The 22,310-nt window shown below is 64.9% G+C and carries 20 protein-coding genes; 12 read left to right on the top strand and 8 right to left on the bottom strand.

Going from position 1 to position 22,310, the window contains the following annotated elements; all coding sequences use genetic code 11:
• Positions 1 to 93: 93 nt before the first annotated feature.
• From WH367_RS00310 to WH367_RS00270, 9 genes are all read left to right on the top strand, one after another.
• On the top strand, positions 94 to 582 hold the full coding sequence (locus tag WH367_RS00310; RefSeq protein WP_021026887.1) for a tripartite tricarboxylate transporter TctB family protein: 489 nt from the start codon (positions 94 to 96) through the stop codon (positions 580 to 582).
• A gap of 14 nt (positions 583 to 596) precedes the next feature.
• Positions 597 to 2,111, top strand: a complete 1,515-nt coding sequence (locus tag WH367_RS00305) for a tripartite tricarboxylate transporter permease (RefSeq protein WP_339533645.1) — start codon at positions 597 to 599, stop codon at positions 2,109 to 2,111.
• A gap of 170 nt (positions 2,112 to 2,281) precedes the next feature.
• The gene (locus WH367_RS00300) at positions 2,282 to 2,779 is read left to right on the top strand and encodes a sigma-70 family RNA polymerase sigma factor (protein ID WP_339533643.1); all 498 of its coding nucleotides are present in this window, start codon (positions 2,282 to 2,284) and stop codon (positions 2,777 to 2,779) included.
• 60 nt (positions 2,780 to 2,839) lie between these two features.
• A complete protein-coding gene (locus tag WH367_RS00295; protein WP_339533641.1) occupies positions 2,840 to 3,976 on the top strand; it encodes a FecR family protein in 1,137 nt (378 codons plus the stop codon).
• Positions 3,977 to 4,127: 151 nt separating this feature from the next.
• Complete coding sequence (locus tag WH367_RS00290) at positions 4,128 to 6,542, top strand: TonB-dependent siderophore receptor (RefSeq protein ID WP_339533638.1); 2,415 nt, start codon at positions 4,128 to 4,130, stop codon at positions 6,540 to 6,542.
• A gap of 274 nt (positions 6,543 to 6,816) precedes the next feature.
• Complete coding sequence (locus WH367_RS00285) at positions 6,817 to 7,467, top strand: hypothetical protein (protein WP_339520285.1); 651 nt, start codon at positions 6,817 to 6,819, stop codon at positions 7,465 to 7,467.
• Positions 7,468 to 7,592: 125 nt separating this feature from the next.
• Entirely contained in the window at positions 7,593 to 8,900 is a 1,308-nt protein-coding gene (locus WH367_RS00280) for a DUF3422 family protein (RefSeq protein ID WP_021027205.1), read from the top strand.
• Positions 8,901 to 8,977: 77 nt separating this feature from the next.
• Complete coding sequence (locus WH367_RS00275) at positions 8,978 to 9,850, top strand: DMT family transporter (protein WP_339534114.1); 873 nt, start codon at positions 8,978 to 8,980, stop codon at positions 9,848 to 9,850.
• 173 nt (positions 9,851 to 10,023) lie between these two features.
• Positions 10,024 to 10,851, top strand: coding sequence for an SDR family oxidoreductase (locus WH367_RS00270; RefSeq protein WP_021027203.1), 828 nt, complete (start codon positions 10,024 to 10,026; stop codon positions 10,849 to 10,851).
• 80 nt (positions 10,852 to 10,931) lie between these two features.
• On the opposite strand, the gene WH367_RS00265 is transcribed toward WH367_RS00270, so the two are convergent.
• Together WH367_RS00265 and WH367_RS00260 are read right to left on the bottom strand one after the other, a co-directional pair.
• Entirely contained in the window at positions 10,932 to 11,783 is an 852-nt protein-coding gene (locus WH367_RS00265) for a DUF2076 family protein (RefSeq protein WP_339533635.1), read from the bottom strand.
• 123 nt (positions 11,784 to 11,906) lie between these two features.
• Positions 11,907 to 12,809: a DMT family transporter gene (locus WH367_RS00260; protein ID WP_312990384.1), complete on the bottom strand. Its 903-nt coding sequence runs from the start codon at positions 12,807 to 12,809 to the stop codon at positions 11,907 to 11,909.
• Positions 12,810 to 12,923: 114 nt separating this feature from the next.
• Between WH367_RS00260 and WH367_RS00255 the strand changes: the two genes are divergently transcribed.
• From WH367_RS00255 to WH367_RS00245, 3 genes are all read left to right on the top strand, one after another.
• Entirely contained in the window at positions 12,924 to 13,904 is a 981-nt protein-coding gene (locus WH367_RS00255) for a quinone oxidoreductase family protein (RefSeq protein ID WP_021027201.1), read from the top strand.
• A 101-nt stretch (positions 13,905 to 14,005) separates the two neighbouring features.
• The gene (locus tag WH367_RS00250) at positions 14,006 to 14,857 is read left to right on the top strand and encodes an NUDIX hydrolase (protein WP_339533633.1); all 852 of its coding nucleotides are present in this window, start codon (positions 14,006 to 14,008) and stop codon (positions 14,855 to 14,857) included.
• Entirely contained in the window at positions 14,854 to 16,131 is a 1,278-nt protein-coding gene (locus tag WH367_RS00245; RefSeq protein WP_339533632.1) for an NAD(P)/FAD-dependent oxidoreductase, read from the top strand. The genes WH367_RS00250 and WH367_RS00245 overlap by 4 nt, the downstream gene beginning before the upstream one ends.
• A 155-nt stretch (positions 16,132 to 16,286) precedes the next feature.
• Here WH367_RS00245 and WH367_RS00240 read toward each other — a convergent pair whose 3' ends face one another.
• From WH367_RS00240 to WH367_RS00215, 6 genes are all read right to left on the bottom strand, one after another.
• Complete coding sequence (locus tag WH367_RS00240) at positions 16,287 to 16,934, bottom strand: aspartate/glutamate racemase family protein (RefSeq protein WP_339533631.1); 648 nt, start codon at positions 16,932 to 16,934, stop codon at positions 16,287 to 16,289.
• 9 nt (positions 16,935 to 16,943) lie between these two features.
• Positions 16,944 to 18,371: an MFS transporter gene (locus WH367_RS00235; protein WP_339533630.1), complete on the bottom strand. Its 1,428-nt coding sequence runs from the start codon at positions 18,369 to 18,371 to the stop codon at positions 16,944 to 16,946.
• Positions 18,372 to 18,815: 444 nt separating this feature from the next.
• On the bottom strand, positions 18,816 to 19,265 hold the full coding sequence (locus WH367_RS00230) for a hypothetical protein (RefSeq protein ID WP_339533629.1): 450 nt from the start codon (positions 19,263 to 19,265) through the stop codon (positions 18,816 to 18,818).
• Between the two features lie 544 nt (positions 19,266 to 19,809).
• Positions 19,810 to 20,655 carry a MurR/RpiR family transcriptional regulator gene (locus WH367_RS00225; protein WP_339533628.1) on the bottom strand — a complete coding sequence of 282 codons (846 nt, stop codon included), beginning with the start codon at positions 20,653 to 20,655 and terminating at the stop codon, positions 19,810 to 19,812.
• Positions 20,656 to 20,744: 89 nt separating this feature from the next.
• Positions 20,745 to 21,554 carry a 2-oxo-tetronate isomerase gene (gene otnI / locus WH367_RS00220; RefSeq protein WP_339533626.1) on the bottom strand — a complete coding sequence of 270 codons (810 nt, stop codon included), beginning with the start codon at positions 21,552 to 21,554 and terminating at the stop codon, positions 20,745 to 20,747.
• 67 nt (positions 21,555 to 21,621) lie between these two features.
• On the bottom strand, positions 21,622 to 22,308 hold the full coding sequence (locus WH367_RS00215) for a class II aldolase/adducin family protein (RefSeq protein ID WP_339533624.1): 687 nt from the start codon (positions 22,306 to 22,308) through the stop codon (positions 21,622 to 21,624).
• Positions 22,309 to 22,310: the final 2 nt, after the last annotated feature.

Below are 22,310 nucleotides of genomic sequence, written 5' to 3'. Positions count from 1 at the left end.
CTGTGTGGAATCGTAAGTGGAATCCACATGCGTCAGCTGCCCGTCAGCGTTGACAATGCGCTGCATCCCTAAAATTGTTTGGAGACAAAGGTAATGAAGCTCAAAAGCCAGAAAGACTTCTGGGCGGGCATCATGTACATGGCAGTGGGTATTGGGTTCGCCGTCGGCGCCCAGAACTACTCGATTGGTACAGGTGCTCGCATGGGTCCGGGATACTTCCCGTTGATTCTCGGTGTCCTGCTGACGCTGATCGGTGCGGCCGTGGCCTTCAAGGGCCTCACGGCCGGCCCCGCTGACGGAGACCCGATCGGCAAATGGGCATGGCGACAAGTGTTCTTCATCTTGCTGGCCAACTTTGCCTTTGGCATCTTGCTCGTGGGCGTGCCCACCATCGGCATCCCCGCCATGGGCCTGATCGTCGCCATCTACGCGCTGGTCTTCATCGCCAGCCTGGCAGGGTCAGAATTCCGCGCCAAGTCGGTCTTCATTCTGGCCACCATCCTGGCCATTGGCAGTTACGTCGCTTTCGTGTGGGCACTGAACCTTCAGTTCCCCGTGTGGCCTAGCTTTATTACCGGATAAGAGGGGCCAGGACCATGGAATTGTTTGACAACCTGGCCACCGGTTTCGGTGTTGCCTTTACCTTTCAAAACCTGATTTACTGCTTTGTCGGCTGTCTGTTGGGTACCCTGATTGGCGTGTTGCCTGGTATCGGCCCTGTGGCCACCATCGCGATGCTGCTGCCTGCCACCTACGCACTGCCACCCGTGGCTGCGCTGATCATGCTGGCCGGTATTTACTACGGCGCCCAGTACGGCGGCTCCACCACGGCGATCTTGGTGAATCTCCCGGGAGAGTCATCCTCGGTGGTGACCGTGATTGACGGCTACCAGATGGCCCGCAAGGGACGCGCTGGTCCGGCACTGGCGGCAGCAGGCATTGGCTCGTTCTTCGCCGGCTGCGTGGGCACCATCATCTTGGCCGCTTTCGCTCCTCCGCTGACCGAAGTGGCCTTCATGTTCGGCCCTGCCGAGTATTTCTCTCTGATGACCCTGGGCCTGATTGGCGCCGTGGTGCTGGCTTCGGGCTCGCTGCTCAAGGCCGTGGGCATGATTGTGCTGGGTCTGCTGCTGGGCCTGGTGGGTACCGACGTGAACTCCGGCGTGGCCCGTTACTCCTTCGACATTCCTGAGCTGACCGACGGTATCGACTTTGTCGTGATCGCCATGGGTGTGTTCGGCTACGGTGAAATTATCGCCAACCTGTCCAAGCCTGACGATGAGCGTGAAGTGTTTGCTGCCAAGGTGACTGGCCTGATGCCCACCAAGGAAGACTTCAAGCTGATGTTCCCCGCGATGCTGCGTGGCACGGCGCTGGGTTCGGCCCTGGGTATCTTGCCTGGTGGCGGTGCGATGCTGTCGGCTTTCGCGGCCTACACGATCGAGAAGAAGACCAAGCTGCGTCCTGGTGAAGTTCCTTTCGGCCAAGGCAATATCCGTGGCGTGTGTGCGCCAGAATCGGCCAACAACGCCGGCTCGCAGACCTCGTTCATTCCGCTGCTGACCCTGGGTATTCCGCCCAATGCCGTGATGGCGCTGATGGTGGGTGCGATGACCATCCACAACATCCAGCCTGGTCCCCAGGTGATGACCAGCAACCCAGAACTGTTCTGGGGTCTGATTGCCTCGATGTGGATCGGTAACCTGATGCTGATCATCCTGAACCTGCCGCTGATCGGCGTCTGGATCAAGCTGCTGACCGTGCCTTACCGCTGGTTGTTCCCATCGATCGTGCTGTTCTGCGCTGTCGGTGTGTACGGCACCAACAACAACAGCTGGGACGTGTGGATGGTGGGTATCTTCGGCTTCGTGGGCTATGTGTTCCACAAGCTCGGTACCGAACCTGCTCCCTTGCTGCTGGGCTTCATCCTGGGCCCGATGATGGAAGAAAACCTGCGCCGTGCCCTGCTGCTCTCGCGGGGTGACTGGTCGGTGTTTGTCACCCGTCCGATCTCTGCCGGTCTGCTGATCGCAGCTGCCATTCTGCTGGTGGTAGTCTGCTTGCCAGCGGTGAGCAAGAGGCGCGAAGAGGCCTTCGTCGAAGAAGACTGATCGCCCGCAGCCAAGCTGCAGCATGAAAAGGCACCTTTGGGTGCCTTTTTCCATTTCTGCAGGGCAAGAATGTCGTGGCTTATCGGTGATAATGAGAGTTATTCCCATCTGAGGGGCGAAAGCCGGACCACCGATGGCGACCTTGGCTTTCCATGGGGCGATGCCCGTTTGTGCTTGAGCGCTATTACCGAGAACTGCTGAACTTCTGCCTGCGCAAGGTCAGAGACCGCGACACTGCGGCCGACCTGGCGCAGGAGAGCTATGCGCGCGTGCTGGGCATGCAGCGCGCCGGCAAGGTGATCGACCAGCCAGCCGCCTTGCTCAAGCAGGTGGCATTGAACGCCAAGATCGACCTGGACCGGCGCGCCCAGCTGCGCCAGCACGAGGACATCGATGCGCTCGATGAGGCCCAGCAACCGGCCAGCCCCCAGCGGCTGCAGCCCGAGGCGGCCTATGCCTCGTCGCAAACGGTGCAGGCCTATCTGACCACCATCGAGGCCTTGCCACCGCGCTGCCGCGAGGCCTTTTGCATGTATTTGTTCGACGAGCTGTCCAACCAGCAGATCGCCGAGCGCATGGGCGTGTCGATCAGCATGGTCAACCAGTACATCAGCCGTGGCAAGATCGCCTGCGCGGCCCGCAAAGAGGAGCTGGACCATGGTGATTGATCCCATCCAGCGCGGGGCCGACATGCAGTTTTTCCGCGCCCATGCGTCTATAGCTTTGAGATGAGCCGATTTTCCACCTCGCCCGCCCACGCATCCGCCCCGCCTTTTGACGAGGCGGCGGAGAAGCGCGCGCTGCAAGCCTTCTGGGGCGAGCAGGATGCCGTGGCGCTGCAGGCCGCGCAGTGGCATACGCGCCAGGAGCAGGGCCTGGGCGCGGCTGAGCAGGCGGAGCTGGCGCAATGGCTGCACGCCAACCCCGACCATGCCGAGGCCTTTGCCCGGATCGATGCAGGTGTTGCCCGCTTGCGCGCGCTGCCCGCAGACGCGGTGGCCCAGTGGCGCGCCAGCCCAGCGGCGACCCAGCCCGCAGCCGCTGCTGCACCGTCGAGACCTGCAGCCGCCCAACCAACGCCAGGCCGCACTTGGACCTGGCTGCAGGCGCTGCGTCCCGGCCCGCGTGGCCTGGCGCTGTGCGCCGTGCTGCTGATGGCGCTGGGCCTGGGTTGGCAGCAGTGGGTGCAGCCGGTCTACAGCGCGCACTATGTCGTCCAGCGCGGCCAGCACCAAAGCCTGCAGCTGCCCGATGGCTCGACCTTGGAGCTCGATGCCGATACCGATGCGCAGGTGCGCCTCTACCGCAACCGGCGCGAGGTGCAGCTGGCTTATGGCCAGGCCATGTTCATCGTGGCGCCCGATGCCAGCAAGCCTTTTGAGGTGCAGGCCGGCCCGGCCCGCGTCAGCGTAGTGGGCACGCGCTTTGCGGTGCGCTACCGCCAAGACGGCGTGGACGCCGGCCAGGTGCGGGTCGAGGTGCAAGAAGGCCGGGTGCGCGTGGCAGCGGCGCAAAGCCCCGCCACTGCGCTGCTGCTGACGGCTGGCCAAACCACCCAGGTGGCGGCCAATGGCCTGCTGGCCCCCGTGGGCAGCGTGGCGCCCGACAGCGTGGGCCTGTGGCGCAAGGGCCTGCTGCGCTTTGACAACACCCCGCTGGCCCAGGCCTTGCAGGAGATGGAGCGCTACGGGCCCACCGGCCTCGTGGTGCGCGACCCTGCTGTGGCCGCGCTGCCCCTTGGCGGCAGCTACGCGACGGCCAGGCCAGCCGAGTTTGCCCATATGCTGACCCTGGTGCTGCCGGTGCGCCTGGTGCCCAGCGCTGGGGGCCGGGCCGAAATCGTCGCGAAGTCCGAGAAAAAATAATTCCAAAAAGTGCAAAAAGCGGGGTGCAGTTCTGCGAGCCCGGTGCGTCATAGAAGGTAATGAGATTTATTTACTGCATTGCCTGACCATGTCCAAACCCCGTTTGTCCCCCCGCTCTCCCTCCCGCTCCGCTGGTGCATCGGTTGCCACCATGGCCCGCTTTCACCCTGCGCCGCTGGCGCTGGCCGCCGCCCTGGTGCTGGCCATGCCGCTGGCGGCACATGCCCAGGCTGCCACGCCTGCCCACCAGGCCAGCAGCCTGTCGATTGCGGCCCAGCCACTGGGCTCGGCGCTGCAGGCCTTGTCCGCAGCCACGGGCGTGTCCATCGGCTTTGCCCCGGCGCTGGTCGAGGGCAAGACGGCGCCCGCCGTCTCCGGCACACTCACCCCGCAGCAAGCGGCTGACCGCCTCTTGGCCGGCAGCGGCCTGATGGCGCTGCGCCAGGGCGAGGCCCTGGTCATCAAGGCGACGCCCTCGGCCGCCGACACCAGCACCTTGCCCACGGTGACGGTGACCGCGCAAGGCGAGCGCAATGCCACGAGCGAAGGCTCGGGCTCGCTGGCGGCCTCGGCCGTCAGCCTCAACAAGGGTGACCAGGCGATCAAGGACATTCCGCAGTCCATCAGCGTGGTCACGCGCAAACAGCTCGATGAGCAGGGCATTACCGACTTGCGCGATGCGATGAACAAGGTCACCGGCACCATGGGCGTGCAAGGGGTGGGCCAGGGCATGGTGCTGTCCGCACGCGGTTTCCAGATCGATGCCTGGCAGTACGACGGTGTGGCCATTCCGCGCAACCACTACTCGCTGGGCAACTGGAGCACCGAAGGCATGGTCTTTTATGACCGGCTGGAAGTGCTGCGTGGTGCCTCGGGCCTGCTGCAGGGCACCGGCAGCCCCGGCGGCGCCGTCAACCTGGTGCGCAAGCGTGGCCAGCGCGAGAAGACCGTCAGCGTCACCGCCCGCGCCGGATCCTGGGACCGCTATGGCCTGCAGCTCGATGCCGGTGGCCCGCTCAATGACGAGGGCAGCTTGCGCGGCCGCCTGGTGGTGGATGAGTCACGCGGCCACTCCTTTGTCGACTATGTGAATGAGCGCACACGCTCGCTCTATGCCGCCTTGGACTACGACATCAGCCCTGACACCACGGTAGGCTTTGGCGTCAGCCAGCTCGACAGCAAGGGCCGCCCCTTCATCATGGGCCTGCCGCTGTATGCCGATGGCAGCATGACCGACCTGCCGCGCTCGACCTTCACCGGCTCCGACTGGAACCGCTCCAACGTCAAGCAAACGACGGTCTATGCCGACCTGAACCACCGCATCAACAACGACTGGAAGCTGAAGGTGTCGGCGCTGCATGTGAGCGAGCAGAACGCCTCTTTGCACCAGCGCATGACCGGTAAGGTCGAGCCCGATGGCAGTGGCGTAACCTATGACAACTGGTACACCGACTTCGACCTGAAAAAAGTGGCCTTCGATGCCTTTATCAACGGCCGCTTTGACCTCGCTGGTTTCCGCAACGATGTGACCTTGGGTGCCAACTATTCCAAGTACCGCTCCAACGATGTCTATGCCCGCACCTTCACGGCGGGCGCGAATCTCTTTGACATCGACCACCACCGCCCCGAGCCGACCCTGGACAGCCTGCTGGCCGCCGGTGGCGGGCAATGGAAGTCGGCCTACGATGTGCGGCAAAAAGGCATCTACGGCAGCCTGCGCACGCGGCTGACCGAGCCGCTCACCGCGATTGTGGGCGCTCGCACCAGCTGGTATGACTCGCTCTACACCAGCGCGCTCAGCGGTGAGCGCCAGGTCACCACGACATCGGGCGAGATCACCCCCTATGCCGGCCTGGTGTATGCGCTCACGCCCGAATGGTCGCTGTACGGCAGCTACACCAGCGTGTTCGAGCCCCAGTCCGAGCGCACGGTGGACGGCAAGGTGCTCGACCCGATCACCGGGAGCAACTATGAGCTGGGCATCAAGGGCGAGCTGATGAACGGCAAGCTCAATACATCGCTGGCGCTGTTCCGCTACGACCACAAGAACCGGGCGGTCAACGACCTGGCCTCCGGCTATGCCTGCGACGGCTGGTACTGCTCGACCTCGGCCGGCAAGGTGCGCAGCCAGGGCGTGGAGGCCGAAGTGAGCGGCGAAGTGGCGCGCAACCTGCAGGCCATGGTGGGCTACACCTTCAACACCAGCAAGTTCCTGAACGACCCGACCAACCAGGGCCAGGTCTTTAGCACCTGGACGCCCAAGCACATGCTGCGCGCCTGGCTGTCCTACCAGCTGCCGGGCGATTGGAACCGGCTGAGTGTGGGCGCTGGCGTCGTGGCGCAAAGCCATACCTTGAGCTATGACCGCTCCTTCAAGGTTGCGGGCAACACCATCACCAGCCTGCGCCTGGCCTACCAGGCCACGCCTGAGGTGAGCGTCGCCCTCAACGTGAACAACCTGTTTGACAAGCACTACATCCTGCCGGGCTTTGTCGGCTACACCGGCGGCACCTATGGCGATCCGCGCAATGCCATGCTGACCCTGAAGTACACGCCCAAGCTGTAATCGGCCGCTCAACTGCCAACGCGCCGTGGCAGAGCCCGCACTTGTCCAAAAAACGGCAGGGTTCGGGTTTTGCACCACGCAAACTGCGTTAGGCTGCGCGTTGCGATCCGCAAGCGGGTGGGCGTGCCATGCAGGGCACCTACCACAGCTTGCCCCGGGGGCCTGCAACCAGCGCCCCAGGCGATTGCCAACCAGAGCCAGCCATTGCCTGCCCATGCCCCGCGCATGCGGCAGGGAACCCGCCAGCCAGCCATTCAGCCCAAGAGGAGGAGCTATGTCCAAGAACAACCAACCATCCACCCTGTGTCGCCCGCTGCTTGCGGCGGCCTTGGCCGTGTCGGCCAGCATCGGTGCCGTGCTGCCAGCCCATGCCGATTACCTGTGGCTGCAGACCGAGAACGGCCAGACGCGCGCCCAAGTGGGTGAGCTGCACAAGGCGCCAGGGGCGCTTGGCGAACTGAGCGAGCCGCGCCAGGTGGTGGCAGAAGGCAAGAGCGTGCCCGCATCGGCGGACCCCTATGTCCTGGCCAAGGAAGAGGGCGCCCCGGCCGACCAGCGCTTTGCCGCGACGCGCGCGGGCAGCGATGGCGTGCTGACCTACTACCAGGCCCGCTTTGGCCGCCAGGAAACCAAGGCCGTCAATGACCTGGAACTGGTGCCCACCACGCCCCAGGGCAACACCTACCAGCTGATGTTCAAGGGCCGGCCCGTGGCGGCCAGCCAGGTCAATGTGGACACCAGCGAAGGCTGGCGCCGCGTGCTGGCCCCCGCCAAGGATGGCACCGTGAGCTTTACGCCGTCCTTCCCCGGCCTCTATGTGCTGGAGGTCACGGCCCGGGTCAACAACGGCAGCGTGAAGCTGGGCGATAAGCAGTACGACGAGGTGCGCCACACCGCGACCCTGAGCTTTGAGGTGCCGCAGTAACGCGCTAATCCCACCCAGGGGCGGGTGCACCGCTTTTATCGGGCGCCTGCACAAGTATTGGCTTGGCACGACAATTGCAGCAGTTCGACGGCTTGCCGTCTGGTGTTTGCCGCTTTTTGTCTTTCATGAAAAACCTGCCTCTGCTGCAGCAGCACGACCTGCGCCGTGCGCTGCACAACGAAGTCCATTCCCGCCCCCCTGAAGCCCTGCCCGACAACACTGCGGTGTTCTGCACGGTGATGTGGGCCGATGCCGCCGAGCGCGCGGCCAGCCGCCAGTGGCTGCACCAGCTGCTGCGCGATCTGCAGCTGCCCGTGCCCGATGCCGAGGCCAACCACCTGCGCCTGGACCTGGGCAATGGCCGCCTGCGCTGGGAGCTGCACACCGAGTTTGTCTCCTGGACCTGGATGGTGCCCATCCGCCCCGAGGCGCTGGACGAGGCCGAGCTGCCGTCTGCCAGCGACCTGGTGCCCGCCCAGTGGCTGGCCGGCCTGCCGGGCCGTTGCCTGCTGGCAATGAATGCCTGGGTGCTGCCCGCATCGCCCGCGCTGGAGAAAAAGGTTGAGCAGCGCTGGCTGTACGAGGACAAGCTCGTCGCCTCCAAGGCCTCCGACCAGAAGGCGCAGATCTACACCGATTTTTCCATCCATTCGGATGGCGCATCGCGCCTTTTTGTGCTCAACCAGGGCCTGTCAGCCGCGCGCAATGGGCGCCTAGTGCAGCGCCTGCTGGAGATCGAGACCTACCGCATGGCCGCCTTGCTGGGCCTGCCTGCGGCGCGCGAGACCATGGAAAAGCTCGCCAGCACCGAGTCCGAGCTGGCCGAGCTGTCATCAGCCATCCGCAGCGCGGGAGCGGCCAGCGAGCCGCAGTTGCTCGACCAGCTCACGCGCCTGGCTGCCCAGGTCGAGAGCCAGTACGCCGCCCACCATTCGCGCTTCTCGGCCAGCAGCGCCTACTTTGCACTGGTGCAGCAGCGCGTGGGCGATATCCAGGAGACGCGCCTGGGCAGCTACCAGACCATTGGCGACTTTATGGACCGGCGCCTGACCCCCGCGCGCAACACCTGTGTGTCCGCGCACCAGCGGCTCGAAGCCCTGTCCCAGCGCGTATCGCGCCTGAGCAACCTGCTGCAGACGCGGGTCGACATCAGCCAAAAGCAGGGCCGCCAGGCGGTGCTCAAGGCGATGAACGAGCGCCAGGGCCTGCAGCTCAAGATGCAGTCCACCGTCGAGGGCCTGTCGGTCGCGGCCATCACCTACTACTTCACCGGCCTGATCAGCTACCTGGCCAAGGGCCTGCAGAAATGGGGGTGGCCTCTGTCGCCAGAAACGACGGCGGCGCTGGCCATCCCGGTGATAGGCTTGGGCGTCTGGTGGTCGATTCGCCGCATGCACCACCGTTTGTTCCATGGGTCGGCGCACCAGCACTGACTGGTTCTTGGAGAGTTATCTTGTCTGTTTCTGTTGCACCGGCTGCGGTGCTCACGCCCAGTGTGCGCCGCGCCGGCATGGTCTGCGCCGTGGTGGGGGCCATTGCCTTCAGCGGCAAGGCCATCATCGTCAAGCTGGCCTACCGCCATGGGGTCGATGCGATCACCTTGATCATGTACCGCATGCTGTTTGCGCTGCCGCTGTTTGTCATCATGGCCTGGTGGGCCGGGCGGGGCAAACCGGCGCTGTCGCTGCGCGACTGGCTGGCCGTCATTGCGCTGGGCTTTTGCGGCTACTACCTCTCCAGCTACTTGGATTTTGCCGGGCTGAGCTATATCAGCGCGGGCCTGGAGCGGCTCATCCTCTACCTCAACCCCACCTTGGTGCTGGCGCTGGGCTGGCTGCTCTACCGCAAGGTGGCCAGCGGCCGCCAGCTGCTGGGTCTGGCCATCAGCTATGCCGGCGTGATGCTGGTGTTTGGCATGGAGCTCTACACCCATGGCGCCGGCAAACAGGTGGGCTGGGGCGCCACCCTGGTGTTCCTGAGCGCCGTGAGCTATGCCATCTACCTGGTCTACAGTGCCCAGTATGTGAAACGCCTGGGCGCCCTGCGCCTGGTGGGCCTGGCCACCAGCTTTGCCTGCCTGTTCTGCATTGCCCAGTTCTTGCTGACCCGGCCGCTGCAGGCCGCGCAGGTGGATGCGGCCGTCATCTGGCTGTCCGTCCTCAACGCCACCTTGTGCACCGCCGTGCCGGTATTGCTGGTGATGCTGGCCGTTGAGCGCCTGGGCGCCGCCACCGTCGCCCAGACCGGCATGATCGGCCCGCTGTCGACCATCCTGATGGGCGTGTGGCTGCTGGGCGAGCCGCTGACGCCGGTGATGGTGGGCGGCACGGCCTTGGTGCTGACCGGCATCTATGTGTTCACCCACCAGGCCAAAAGACAATAAGTGTCGTCAACACAGGATGCGCCGTGGCCTCACGGCCTCGCCGACTGCCCTGCGCCTCCAGCGCAAACCGCCGGTTTTCTGGGTCGTCTTGGCGACTCACAAGGGCAAGGCGAGCAGCGCCAGCACTTCTGCAGTTTGTGACATAGCATCTATACCCACAAGGAGATTTGAATATGGATTTTGGAATTGCCAACAAATGGGCTCTGGTCTGCGCGGCCAGCAAGGGCCTGGGCCGTGGTTGCGCGCAGGCGCTGGTCAATGAGGGCGTCAACGTGGTGATCAACGCCCGTGGCGAAGAAGCGCTGAAGGACACCGCGCGCCAGCTCAAGGTGATGGCCGCGATGTGGGCGGCAGCCGCACCCGGCCGCGTGGCACCCCAGGTGATCGCCGTGGCCGCAGACATCACCACCGAAGCCGGTCGTGCTGCGGTGCTGAATGCCCAAGGCGGCCCGGGCCAGCGCTTTGACATTCTGGTGAACAATGCCGGCGGCCCGCCACCTGGCGATTTCCGCGACTGGGACCGTGAGGCCTGGATCAAGGCACTGGACGCCAACATGCTCACCCCCATTGTGCTGATCCAGACCTTGATCGATGGCATGGCCGAGCGCGGTTTTGGCCGCATCGTCAACATCACCTCCAGCTCCGTCAAGGCCCCCATCGATATCCTGGGCCTGTCCAACGGCGCGCGCAGCGGCCTGACCGGCTTTGTCGCCGGCGTTGCACGCAGCCCCATTGCCGGCAAGGGCGTGACCATCAACAACATCCTGCCGGGCAAGTTCGACACCGACCGCATTGCCGCCACGATCTCGGCCACTGCCAGCAAGACCGGCAAGAGCGAAGCCGATATCCGCGAGGCGCAGCAAAAGCAGATTCCTGCCGGCCGCTACGGCACCGCCGATGAGTTTGGCGCGATCTGCGCGTTTCTGTGCAGCCAGCAGGCAGCCTATATCACCGGCCAGAACATCCTGCCGGACGGCGGCTCCTACGTCGGTACTTTCTAAGCCGCCGCAAGCCCAAAGCTAAACCGCCCGAGAAACTGCCCGGGCGGTTTTTTTACGTCTGAACTTGAGGCTGACGGCAATCAGGCCTGGTCGTCGTCAAAGAAGTCAAAACCATCGTCGCCACTGTCATAGTCGGCCACGTCCTGGCTGCTACTGCTGCCGCTGCCGCTGTCCGAATCGGGCATCCAGCGGTTGGCGGCCGAGTCCACATGGTCGCGCCCGGCTTGCTGGGCGAGCTGGTCCAGGCCTGCGTTGTCGCCGCTGCTGCTACTGGTGTTGGCCGTACTGGCGCTGTCTGCAGCCGGGCTGCTGCTGGCCGCATGGCTGGGGTTGGTTGCCGCCTGCGCGGGGTTGCTCCAGAGGTGGCTCAGGCCATTGAACAGCAGCATGCCACCCGCCACACCGGCGGCAGAGGCAGCGGCCTGGCCCAAAAAGCCACCCGCTGCCGACCCAGCGCTGGGTTGTGCAGGCATGGGAGATGGAGCCTGGCTGGCTGCTGCCGGGGCCGCGCCAAACCAGCGCCCCGTGCTGGCCGGGGCTGGCGTATCGCCATAGCCTGCGGGCGCAGCGCTGTTGGGCGGATAACTGGGGGCATAGCCCGCGGGGCTGCGGCTGGCCAGGTTGGCATCGGGGCTGCGGCCAAAATGCGTGTCCAGCCCGGCACCTAAGAAGCTGGAACTGCCGCCAGCCGGTTTAGCGGCAGCAGCCCGGGCCTCGACCAGTTGCGCCTGCAACTGCGCCTCTTGCTGCTGGGCCTGTTGCAGCGCCTGCTCCAGCAGCAGGCCGCGCTGGGTCAGCCAATAGAGCGCATCCGGGGTTTGCTGGGCCTGCTGGCGTACCCAGGCCTCTGCCTGGCCATCCTTGGGCTGGCCATCCAACTGGCGCAGTTGCTGGAAGAGGTTCTCAATCAGGGTCTGTTCTTGCGCGTTCATCTCGGCATCCTCGCAGGTGGTGGTGTCACCGCATATGGGATGCACTGTGCGCTTGCGCAAGGGCGCCAGTGTGAAGCCCGCGTTCTTTCCGTAGCAGGTTGTAAACGCCTGGGCCAGCCCGCATCAGGCCCGGCGTGACGAGATCACAATCCCGGCGACCACCAGAACAAAGGCCGCCGCATGGTAGAGCCGGGGCGGCTCACCCAGAAAAGCGGCCGACAGCACGGCGGCAAACAGCGGCGTGAGGTTGGTAAAAAAGCCCGCCACCGTGGGGCCCACGCGCTGCACGCCCATGCCCCAGCAGCGGTAGGCGACCAGGGCCGGGCCAATGACGATATAGGCAATGGCCCAGAGCAGGGTGCTGTTCATCTGCAGCTGGCTGGCGCCCACGGCCCATTCGCCAGCGGCGAACAGCCCAGACCAGAGCAGGCCAAAGGCCAGCTGGGCCATCAGCAGCAGCGCCCACTGGCTTTTGATGCCGGCCGGATCGGGGGTACGCACCAGCAGCCAGCTGTAGAGCGACCAGCAGGCGGTGGACAGCAGCATGAACAGATCGCCGGGCACCAGGCGCAGCTGGGTCAGCTGCTGCCAGCTGCCGTGGCTTAGCACCAGCAGCACGCCGCTGACCGAGAACAGCGCGCCCAGCATCTGCGGGCGCGTGATGCGGGTCTGGAAGAACAGCGCGCCAAAGGCCATCATCCACAGCGGCATGCTGGACGCCACCAGGGTCACATTGATGGGCCCCGAGGTCTTGAGCGCCATGTACTGGAAGGCGTTGTAGCAGCCAATGCCCAGCAGGCCGATGATGGACCAGCGCTTCCACTGCGGCCACAGCGGGCTGCCCCGGCGCAGCAGCGGGTAGGCCAGCGGCAGCATGATCGCAAAGGCCAGCAGCCAGCGCACAAAGTTCAGCAGCATGGGGGAGACCAGCTCGTGCACCAGCCGGCCCACGACGGCATTGCCCGCCCACATCAGCGGGGCGGCGGTCAGCAGCGCCATGGTCGATGGTGTCAGTTTTTGTTGCATCGCGAGACTGTACATCCCCGTGACAGCAGCTGGTGTGAAAGCGTGGCAGCATGGTGACTGACGGCACCAAGCACCTACCCCCGAACCTATCTCAGTTCACACAGGAGAATTCCCATGTCTTTGGCAGTACAGATTGCGCGCAATGGCGGACCCGAGGAGATGAAGCTGGTCGACGTGGATGTCGGCGCGCCCGGCCCGGGCGAGGTGCGCATACGCCACCATGCCATCGGGCTCAATTTCATCGATGTCTACCAGCGCACGGGCCTCTACACCTTGCCGATGCCTTTGAACCTGGGCATGGAGGGCGCCGGAGTCGTCGAGGCCGTGGGCGACGGCGTGCAGCACCTGCAGGTGGGCGACCGCGTGGCCTATGCCAGCAACCCGCCCGGCAGCTACAGCGAGGTGCGGGTGATGCCCGCCACCTATGTCTGCCAGCTGCCAGACAGCATTGATTTTGAAACCGGCGCGGCGATGATGCTCAAGGGCCTGACGGCCCAGTACCTGCTGCGCCAGGCCAAGCCGGCAGAAGGCCTGCATTCAGGTGACTTTGTGCTGTTCCATGCGGCGGCCGGCGGCGTGGGGCTGATTGCCTGCCAATGGGCCAAGGCGCTGGGCCTGCGCCTGATTGCGACGGCCGGCTCCGCAGAGAAATGCCAGCTGGCGCTGGCCAACGGCGCCGAGGTGGCCATCAACTACCGCACCGAAAACTTTGCCGAACGCGTCAAGGACATCACCGGCGGCAAGGGCGTCAAGGTCGTCTATGACTCGGTCGGCAAGGACACCTGGGATGGTTCGCTGCAATGCCTGCGCGCCTTTGGCCTGATGGTCTCGTTTGGCAATGCCTCCGGCCCGGTGCCGCCTTTTGCGCCGGCCATCCTGGCGGCCAAGAGCCTCTATGTCACGCGCCAGGGCCTGTTTACCCATCTGCGCTCGCGCGAGGCCTGCCAGGCCATGGCCAATGATTTGTTCGCCGTTGTCGGCTCGGGCCAGGTCAAGATCCATATTGCGCAGCGCTTTGCGCTGTCCGAGGTGCAGGCCGCGCACCGCGCGCTGGAGGCCCGCCAAACCACGGGCAGCAGCATCCTGCTGCCCTGATGTTCCCGTAGCCGATGTCCGCATCGGGTTTTGGGCGGGGGCTCGCGGCCCCCAGGCGCAGATGGACTAACATCCATCTGCTTTTATTTTGATAGTGCCCCATGTCCCCTGTTTCTCCCCCGCTGTTCGCGCCCGAGCCGCCCACCTGGCTGGCTGCTGCGCGCAGGGCCATGCAGTCGCCGCCGCGCAAGCCCCGGCTGCCGCTCTGGGTCAACGGCCAGGCAGTTGGCTCCCTGGTCGAGCATTTCTTGATCGAGACCGGCATCGCCGGGCGCCTGGGCGGGGATGCCCTGCTGTCCAAGCGCGAGCGCTCAGGCACGGCGGTGTGGCTGCTCGAATCACCCACGCAAGACGCGACGGCGCTGATGGGCCGCCTGGCCGATGCGCTGCGCGATGCGGGCCGCAGCGGCCCCTGGCGCAACGAGCAGCTAGCCGTGCAGGCGGTCGATGGCAGCCGCATCGGCACCGTCGAGCGCGGCGCAGTGCGCGTGCTGGGCATCGCCACCTTGGCCGTGCACCTGGTGGGCATCGCGCCTGATGGGCGCCTGTGGGTGCAGCAGCGCGCGGCCAACAAGGCCAACTACCCGCTGCACTGGGACACCTTGATGGGCGGCATGGTCTCGGCCCAGGACAGTTTGGACCAAGCGCTGGCGCGCGAAACCTGGGAAGAGGCCGGCCTGCACGTCGCTGACTTGCAGGGCCTGCGCCATGGCGGCGTGCTGCGCTTTCGCCAGCCCGACAGCGATGGCGGCGACGACCTGGGCTATATGTACGAAGACATCCACTGGTATGCCGCCACCGTGCCCGAAGGCCAGGTGCCCCGCAACCAGGATGGCGAGGTGGCGCAGTTTGCGCTGTGGCAGGCTGCAGAGGTCCAGCAGCAGCTGGCGCAGGCACGATTCACGCCCGAGGCCGCCTTGGTCTGGGCCGGTTTTGCAGATTGGATGACATGACAGAGACAGTGAACAAGCAGGGCGCCCCGGTGCAGGCACCCAAGCAGGTGGTGGTCGTCGGCGCCGGTGTGGTCGGCGTGGCCACCGCCCTGGCGCTGCAAAGCTATGGCGTGGCCGTCACCTTGATCGACCGGGGCGAGCCCGGCATGGAATGCAGCTACGGCAACTCCGGCGCGATCAGCCCAGGCTCGGTCGCGCCGCTGGCCCTGCCTGGCATCTTGAAGACCGTGCCCGGCATGCTGATGGACCAGGACGGCCCGCTGTCGATTGGCTGGAAGCACTTGCCCAAGGCAGCATCCTGGCTGGTGGCCTTTGCGCAATCGGCCGAGCCCAAGCGGGTGGCTGCGGCGGCCGAGCGCCTCAACGACCTCTACCAGGGCGCCGTCGATGCACATGCCGCGCTGGCGCAAAACCTGGGCGTGTCCGAGCTGTTCATGCGGCGCGGCCATTTGCATCTCTACCCCGATGCCGACTATGCGCAAAAGGATGCCACCGGCTGGCAGCTGCGCGCCAAGTACGGCTACCAGGTCGAGGAGCTGGACCGCGCTGGCATCGAGGCGCTCGAACCCCATGCGCCCCAGGGCTATGCCCATGGCCGCTACCTGGCGGACCACGGCACCATCCTGAACCCGCTGCGCTATGTGCAAAGCATGCTGCATGCCTTTGTGCAGCGCGGCGGCAAGCTGGTGCAGGTGGAGGTCAAGGCCATCCGCCCCGATGACAAGGGCTGGGCCGTGCGCACGGGCAATGCCGCGCTCGATGCGCAGCGCTGGCCGCATATCGTCGTGGCCGCAGGCGCCTGGGCGCCTGCACTGCTCAAGCCGCTGGGCATGCTGCTGCCGATCGAATCGCAACGCGGCTACCACGCCCAGTTTGCCGGTGCCCAGCACCTGGTGGAACGCACCGTGGTGCTGGCCGACAAAAAGGTGTTTATTGCGCCGATGGAAGGCGGGCTGCGCGTAGGCGGCACGGTCGAGATCGCTGGCCTGACGGCGCCCCCCAACCCGCGCCGCGCCGCTGGCATCGAGCGCATTGCGCGCGAGGCCTTCCCGGCCCTGGCCGGCCTGGATGCCCAGCACTGGATGGGCCACCGTCCCTGCCTGCCCGGCTCCGTGCCGGTGGTTGGCCATATCGATGCAATCCAGGGCCTGTGGCTGGCCGTGGGCCATGGCCACCTGGGGCTGACCGGCTCGCTGCCGACGGCCCAGCGCATTGCGAGCGGCATGTGCGGGCCGCAGGCGCTGCCTTTCTGGCAGCTACGCACCGCTGGCTAAACCGAGTCGCTAACATAACCCTTGATACTTCGTTCTCAAGCCTTGCCGTACGTCTGTACTGTCTGCGGCTTGATGCCTCGTCTCAACCGCAAACCTTCGGTTTGCTGGATTATGTTAGCGCCTCTTAGCAGCCGCTTGGCTGATCTCAGGCGCGCTCAGCCCATCAGCTGCGCCAGCCTGCGCACCGCCGCCGGTATTGGCGCAATCACCGGCAGATGCAGGCGCTCGGCCAGTGCAATGGCGGCCTGGCCCAGCGGGCCGCCGCCAATGATCACGGCCTGCGCGCCATCCTCGTCCACACAGCGTTGCACGGCTTGCGCCAGTGCTTCCTCCAAGGCCTGGGCATCACCAGCCAGCGCACGTGGGTCGCCTTCTGTCAGGCGGATGCCGGTGTAGAGGTGTGTCAAACCCACGGCAGCCACGCGCCCGGCAATCGGCTCCACCAAATCGGGCGTGACGGTGGCCACGCCAAAGCGCCGCCCGCCGCTGGCCGCCTCCAGCATTGAGGCCTCGGCAATGCCGACGACGGGCACGGCGCTCAAGGCCCGCAGCCGCTCCAGCCCCGGGTCACCAAAGGCGCTGATGATGGTGCCAGCGCAGTCGCTGGGCGCCTCGCGCCAGCAGTCTTCCACCTCCAGCGCAGCTTGCGCCAGCTCGGTCGCGTTGACGATCATCGACGGGCCCTTGCCGGCGGTGCGGGGCAGAATCTGCCACTGCGCAGGCGCCGTGCGCTGGGCAATGTCGGCCATCATCGTGGTGGTGGCCTCGGAAGCATTGGGGTTGATCAGCAGGATTTTGGGCATGCAGCAAAACTAGGATTGGGCCGTGGCAGGCGTGCCAGCCAGCGGCTCGGCATCGGGGGAGCGGCCATAGGTCTCGGGCACGCATTGCACGCTGATGATGAAGATCAGGTACATCGCAGCGGCCAGGCCAAACACGCCGCCCAGGCCAAAACCATCAAACAGACGGCCGGCCACCAGCGGCATCAGCGCACCTGCGGCCGTGCCGGTGGCCAGGATGAAGGCGGTGCCAAAGGCGCGCACACGGGTGGGGTAGAGCTCGGGCGCATAGATCCAGATGGTGGTGTTGAGCAGCAGCACAAAGAACTGGAAGGTGGCCCCGGCGATCAGCAGCACCACAATGCTCTTGGCGGCAAAGCCAATCGTCAGCGCCGCCAGGCATGCGCAGATGGCACCGGCCGTCAGCACCCGTTTGCGCGGAAAGTGAAAGCCCAGCGCTGATGCCGCAATCGCGCCCAGCAGGCTGCCGCTTTGCATCACCATCGTGAACAGCAGGCTCTTGGACATGCTGTAGCCCAAGCCCACCAGAATCGTCGGCATCAAGGTCAGCACCGAAATCTGCGCGCCATAGGTCATCCAGATGGTGATGCACAGCGGCACGGTGCGGCGGCCGAGCGCGCCCCGGAATATTTCCGTCACCCGCACCTTGATCTTGGTGGCCGTGGTGCTGCTGCCGTCATCGCTGATATAGGGGTGGCTGGCTTGCGTAGCACCCGCCAGCTTGCCTGAGGCTAGGCGCGTCAGCACCGCATTGGTCTCGGCAATGCGGCCTTGTGACAGCAGAAAACGTGGTGTTTCGGGGATATAGCGGCGGTAGAACGCGGCCAGCAGCGCCGGCACCATCAGGCAGACAAAGAGCCAGCGCCAGCCGTTGTCGCCGGGGAAGATCCAGAACACCAAGAGGCCAAAGGCCGGCGCCAGAAAATTGCCCAGCCCGCCCGCGCCCACATTCACCAGGCCCACTGCTGTGCCCCGGAACTTGGACGAGCAGAACTCCGACAGCATGGTGACCGCAATCGCGATTTCGCCCCCCAGGCCAAAGCCCACCACCGCGCGGCCCAGCGCCATCACCGCCAGATTGGGTGCCATCGCGCAGATGCCCGCACCAATCGTGAACAGCAAGAGGTCCACCGTCAGCATCACGCGGCGGCCATAGCGGTCTGCGATATAGCCCGACACGATCCGGCCAATCGCCGCGCAGGCAAAGGTCACCGAGTTGAGCATGCCGATGTCCGATGCCGTCAGCCCCCATTGCTCCTTGAGCATGGGCCCGATGATGCCGACCGCGTTCTGCTCGAAGCTGTCAAACAGGCAGCCAATCAGAATCAAAAAGATGATCGTGTGGTGCGAGCGGGTCACCCCTATCTTGTCCAGGGCCTGGTCGAGTTCGGCCACCTTGGGAGAGTCGGGTGCAGAGGAAAGTGCAGGTCCACCAGCCATTGAAAGCTCCTTGAGAAGAGTCGTACTTGCTCGAATCGGATCGCTGCGCCAGTGTTGGGCAGTTCATCGAAGTTTGGTATAGGTATTTCACTAATATGGTGCATGTGAAATTGAAATTTCATGCGCCAAGCAGGCTATAGCAAGCAACGTGCCATCCATGGTGGCGTTGGGGATCAGGGCGGTGGGGACGTTAAGGTAGGCCCGGCAGCTGATGGGCTGCGTAGGTAGCTGTGGCGATAGGGGCTGAGACCAATAGGGAGAGGGCTGAGGGCGCCAGGGCACAAATACTCCATGCGCCAGCGTTGCAGCGGCCGATCTACAAAGTGGAAGTGTTGATGGGACTGGGACGATGTCGCTTGTGGCTGGCTCTAAACGCTCCAAAGCCGAAGTTCAGTTCGTTCAAAAGCAGACATCTGGCCTCGGGCGGGATCGTCTCAATCACTCCTAACCTATAAGGAGGTGTAGGTATGGCACCTTGCGCTGCCAAAATTGAAAATAGTGGATGGCCGCCATTGAAGCAGCGCCGGCTTCATACTGCAGCCTCATCTCCTCTGAGTCACCCGTGCTCAGGATCATTACTCCGACCGAGTCTTCCTTAAAGGCGCCGAAATCGACAGACTGTATATCCCTTGTTGCGACCTTAATTGTCTGTGTTAAGTACTTCCCGGCCACCATGCGTGACGTCAAAATGGACCAGCTCGTTGACGAAAAATAGGATGACACGATCGGCAATTCGCCCGGCTCGAGTTCGTATTGGTCTAAAACACGAGGGTCAACTCTGGATAGCATCGTGTGGGCCCAAATATCCTGCTTCATCGAGGCTCGCTCGATATAAGCGATGCAGAGGCGGGCGAGCTTGGCATCATCGAAAGTTTGTTTGTTGTTGTCTATCATGCGCTGTGCCTAGCGTTGTAGCGAGACGATTCGAAAACCGGTTAGTCATTCTTGGCCATCTATAACGGTCGCCGACCCAGTATTGCAGGCGTTGCCCAGCTTCGATGAAGACCCTTCGTTAGTCCTCCGCGTCTCGAACGGGGCGTCCCAGGGCAGTCGAGAGCTGAGCGCTCAGCTCAGCGACCCATTGTTCCCATTCGCGGCTCTCCATGTCTCCCTCAAAAACGATCCCACTGGGCTCCACGGATGCCGTCACATACTTCGCATCACCTTCAGATCCGAACCAATGCGGAAAATCGTCTGATTCAATCCATCCCGGCATGGCTCTGTAGGCGGCCAATACAGCGGCCCACATCTCTTGCGGCTGGTCATATCGGACGTCGAGTGTGATCTGTTAATGCATACGTTTCTTTGGCTTGCGGCCTGCCAGTCGAATGTCGAGTAGGCGGTCGCGAGGGGTCCGATAGTGGTTGTCGTCGCCCGACCTTCATCGATCACTGGTTGGGCAGCGGGCCTGCACCGCGCCAGTGCAGCCCCGCAGCCATCAAAACTCCTGGTGCTGCTCATGCTGCTGCTCAATGGCCGCCAGTCGCTTGCGGCCCGGCGCACCGGCGGCCTCCAGCACCATGGTAGCCAGCAGGTCGCAGACGGCCATCACGGCCACATGGTTGTCCAACAGGCCTGGGCCATGGCAGTCGCACTGGATGGACCAGGTGGCCGCGGCATAGTGGGGGGAGGCCTGGTCGCTGACCAGCAGCACAGCAGCGCCGGCCTTGCTGGCGCTGGCCAGCAGTGCGGCCATCTGGCGGGTCTGGCGGCGCATGCCAAAGACGATGACGCAGTCGTTTTGGCTGAGGCTGGCGGTGTACTCGGCAAGTGTTTCGCCCGGGCCGGGCAGGCTGATGACCTGGGGCACCACCTGGATGATCTGCCAGCGCAGGTACTGCGCAAAGGCATGGCTGCTGCGGCTGCCAAAGATGAGCACCTGGCGCGCGGCAATGAGGGCTTGCACGATTTCGCTCAGCTGCGGCTCGCTCAGCTGGTCCAGGGTGTTTGTCAGGTTGGCCAGCGAGCGCTCGCGGTGCGTGGCCAGCATCTGCCCGCGCTGAAAAGCCTGGGCCGCCGACTGGAACAGCGGCGAGCCGCTTTGCTTGTCCTCGCGCACCTGGCGGCGCGCTTCTTCGTAGTTCTCATAGCCCAGGCGCCGGATAAAGCGGCTTACCGTCGAGGGCGACACCTTCGCCAGCTGGGCCAGCTCATTGCCGGCGTAGCTGGCCAGCTCGCCGGGGAACTCCAGCACAAAGTCGGCCAGTTGCCGCTCGGTCGCGGGCAGTGCCTGCAGGTGCTGGCGCACCCGCTGCAAAAAGGATTCGGTCGCTGGTGGTCGCATCGCATGGCGGCGGGCCGGTGGGCCTGCGGCTAAAGGGGGATGAGGGGATTCTAGGGCACTCCATCCACCATGGCGGTGCGTGTAGCCGCTTACTCAGCCTTTGCCAGATAGGGCTTGAGCCAGCCCAGGCCATCGCTGGTGGCATGGGGCGCTGCGCCGCGTGCGGGCTTGTACTCGCAGCCAATCCAGCCGTCCCAGCCCAGGCGGTCAAGCAGCGCAAACAGATAGGGGTAGTGCAGCTCGCCCACATCGGGCTCATGGCGCTCGGGCACGCCGGCAATCTGGATATGGCCGACCTGGCCTGTGGGCAGGTACTGGCGGATCTTCATCGCCAGGTCGCCTTCGACGATCTGGCAGTGGTAGAGGTCCATCTGTACCTGCACATTGCTGGCGCCCATCTCGGCCACCAGGGCGTGGGCCTGGTCCTGGCGGCTCAGGAAGAAGCCAGGCATATCTCGGCCATTGATGGGTTCCAGCAAGATGCATACACCCTGCGCCGCTGCCTGCTCTGCCGCATGGCGGATATTGGCGATGTAGGTGGCGCGCACGGTAGCCGCATCCACGCCCGCAGGCACCAGGCCGGCCATCACATGCAGACGCGGGCATTGCAGCGCTTGGGCGTAACGCAGCGCCTGCGCAATGCCGTCGCGGAACTCGGCCTCGCGCCCGGGGATGCAGGCGATGCCGCGCTCGCCCCGGTCCCAGTCACCCGGCGGCGCATTGAACAGCACCTGCTGCAGGCCTTGCTGCTGCAGCAAGGCGGCCAGCTGCTCGGGCGCATAGGCGTAGGGGAAGAGGTACTCGACGGCAGTGAAACCATCGCGGGCGGCGGCGGCAAAGCGGTCCAGAAAGTCCAGGTCGTTGTAGAGCATGGACAGGTTGGCAGCAAAACGGGGCATGGGTGATTTCCAAAAAAGGGGCGGCCGGCAGGCAGACGATCAGCGCACGGCAGGCCGGGAGGTGGTTTTACCAGTGGGCGCCAAAGCTCTGGCGCAGCTCGTCAATCTGGGCCTCGCTCAGCGGCGCGGGTGCTTGCTGGCGGCACTGGTTCCAGAGCAGGGCCGTTTCTTCCAGCTCTTCCAGTGCGGCCATCGCGGCAGCCGGGCTTTCGTGCCAGACATTGGGGCCCAGGCGTGCCAGCATCACCGCGCGAATCGGCCGGCCCGCTGCCGCGTACTGCGCAATCGCCTCGGCCACGGCCTGCGCCGCATCGGGCGAGCCGGGGCGGTAATAAGGGATATGCGGCACGCGGCCCACCTTCATCACAAAGTAGGGCGTCAGCGCCGGCAGCAGCTCGGCGGCCGGCTCCACCCCCGGCACAGCAGTGGCTTGCAGCGAGCAGGCGACCAGCTGGCGGCTGTGGGTGTGGATCACGCAGCCGGCGGGCGTTGGCGTGTTGGCACTGGCCTCGTAAATGCGCCGGTGCAGCACGATGGTCTTGCTGGCGCGGTCACCGCTCAGCTGCTGGCCTTCCAGATCGAGCTTGGCCAGGCGCTCAGGCACCAACTGGCCCAGGCTGGCATCGGTGGGGGTGATCAGGTAGCCATCGGCCAGGCGCACGCTGATATTGCCAGCGCTGGCATGCACATAGCCGCGCTGGTACAGCGATGCGCCTACCCGGCAGATCTCGGCGCGGGCGCTGGGTTCGTCCATAA

Origin of the sequence: Comamonas sp. MYb21 (assembly GCF_037479395.1) — a bacterium.
In the GTDB taxonomy this organism is placed as follows: Bacteria; Pseudomonadota; Gammaproteobacteria; order Burkholderiales; family Burkholderiaceae_C; genus Comamonas.
The sequence above is the reverse complement of the archived record's forward strand: the minus strand, read 5'-3'. Positions and strand labels throughout refer to the sequence as shown.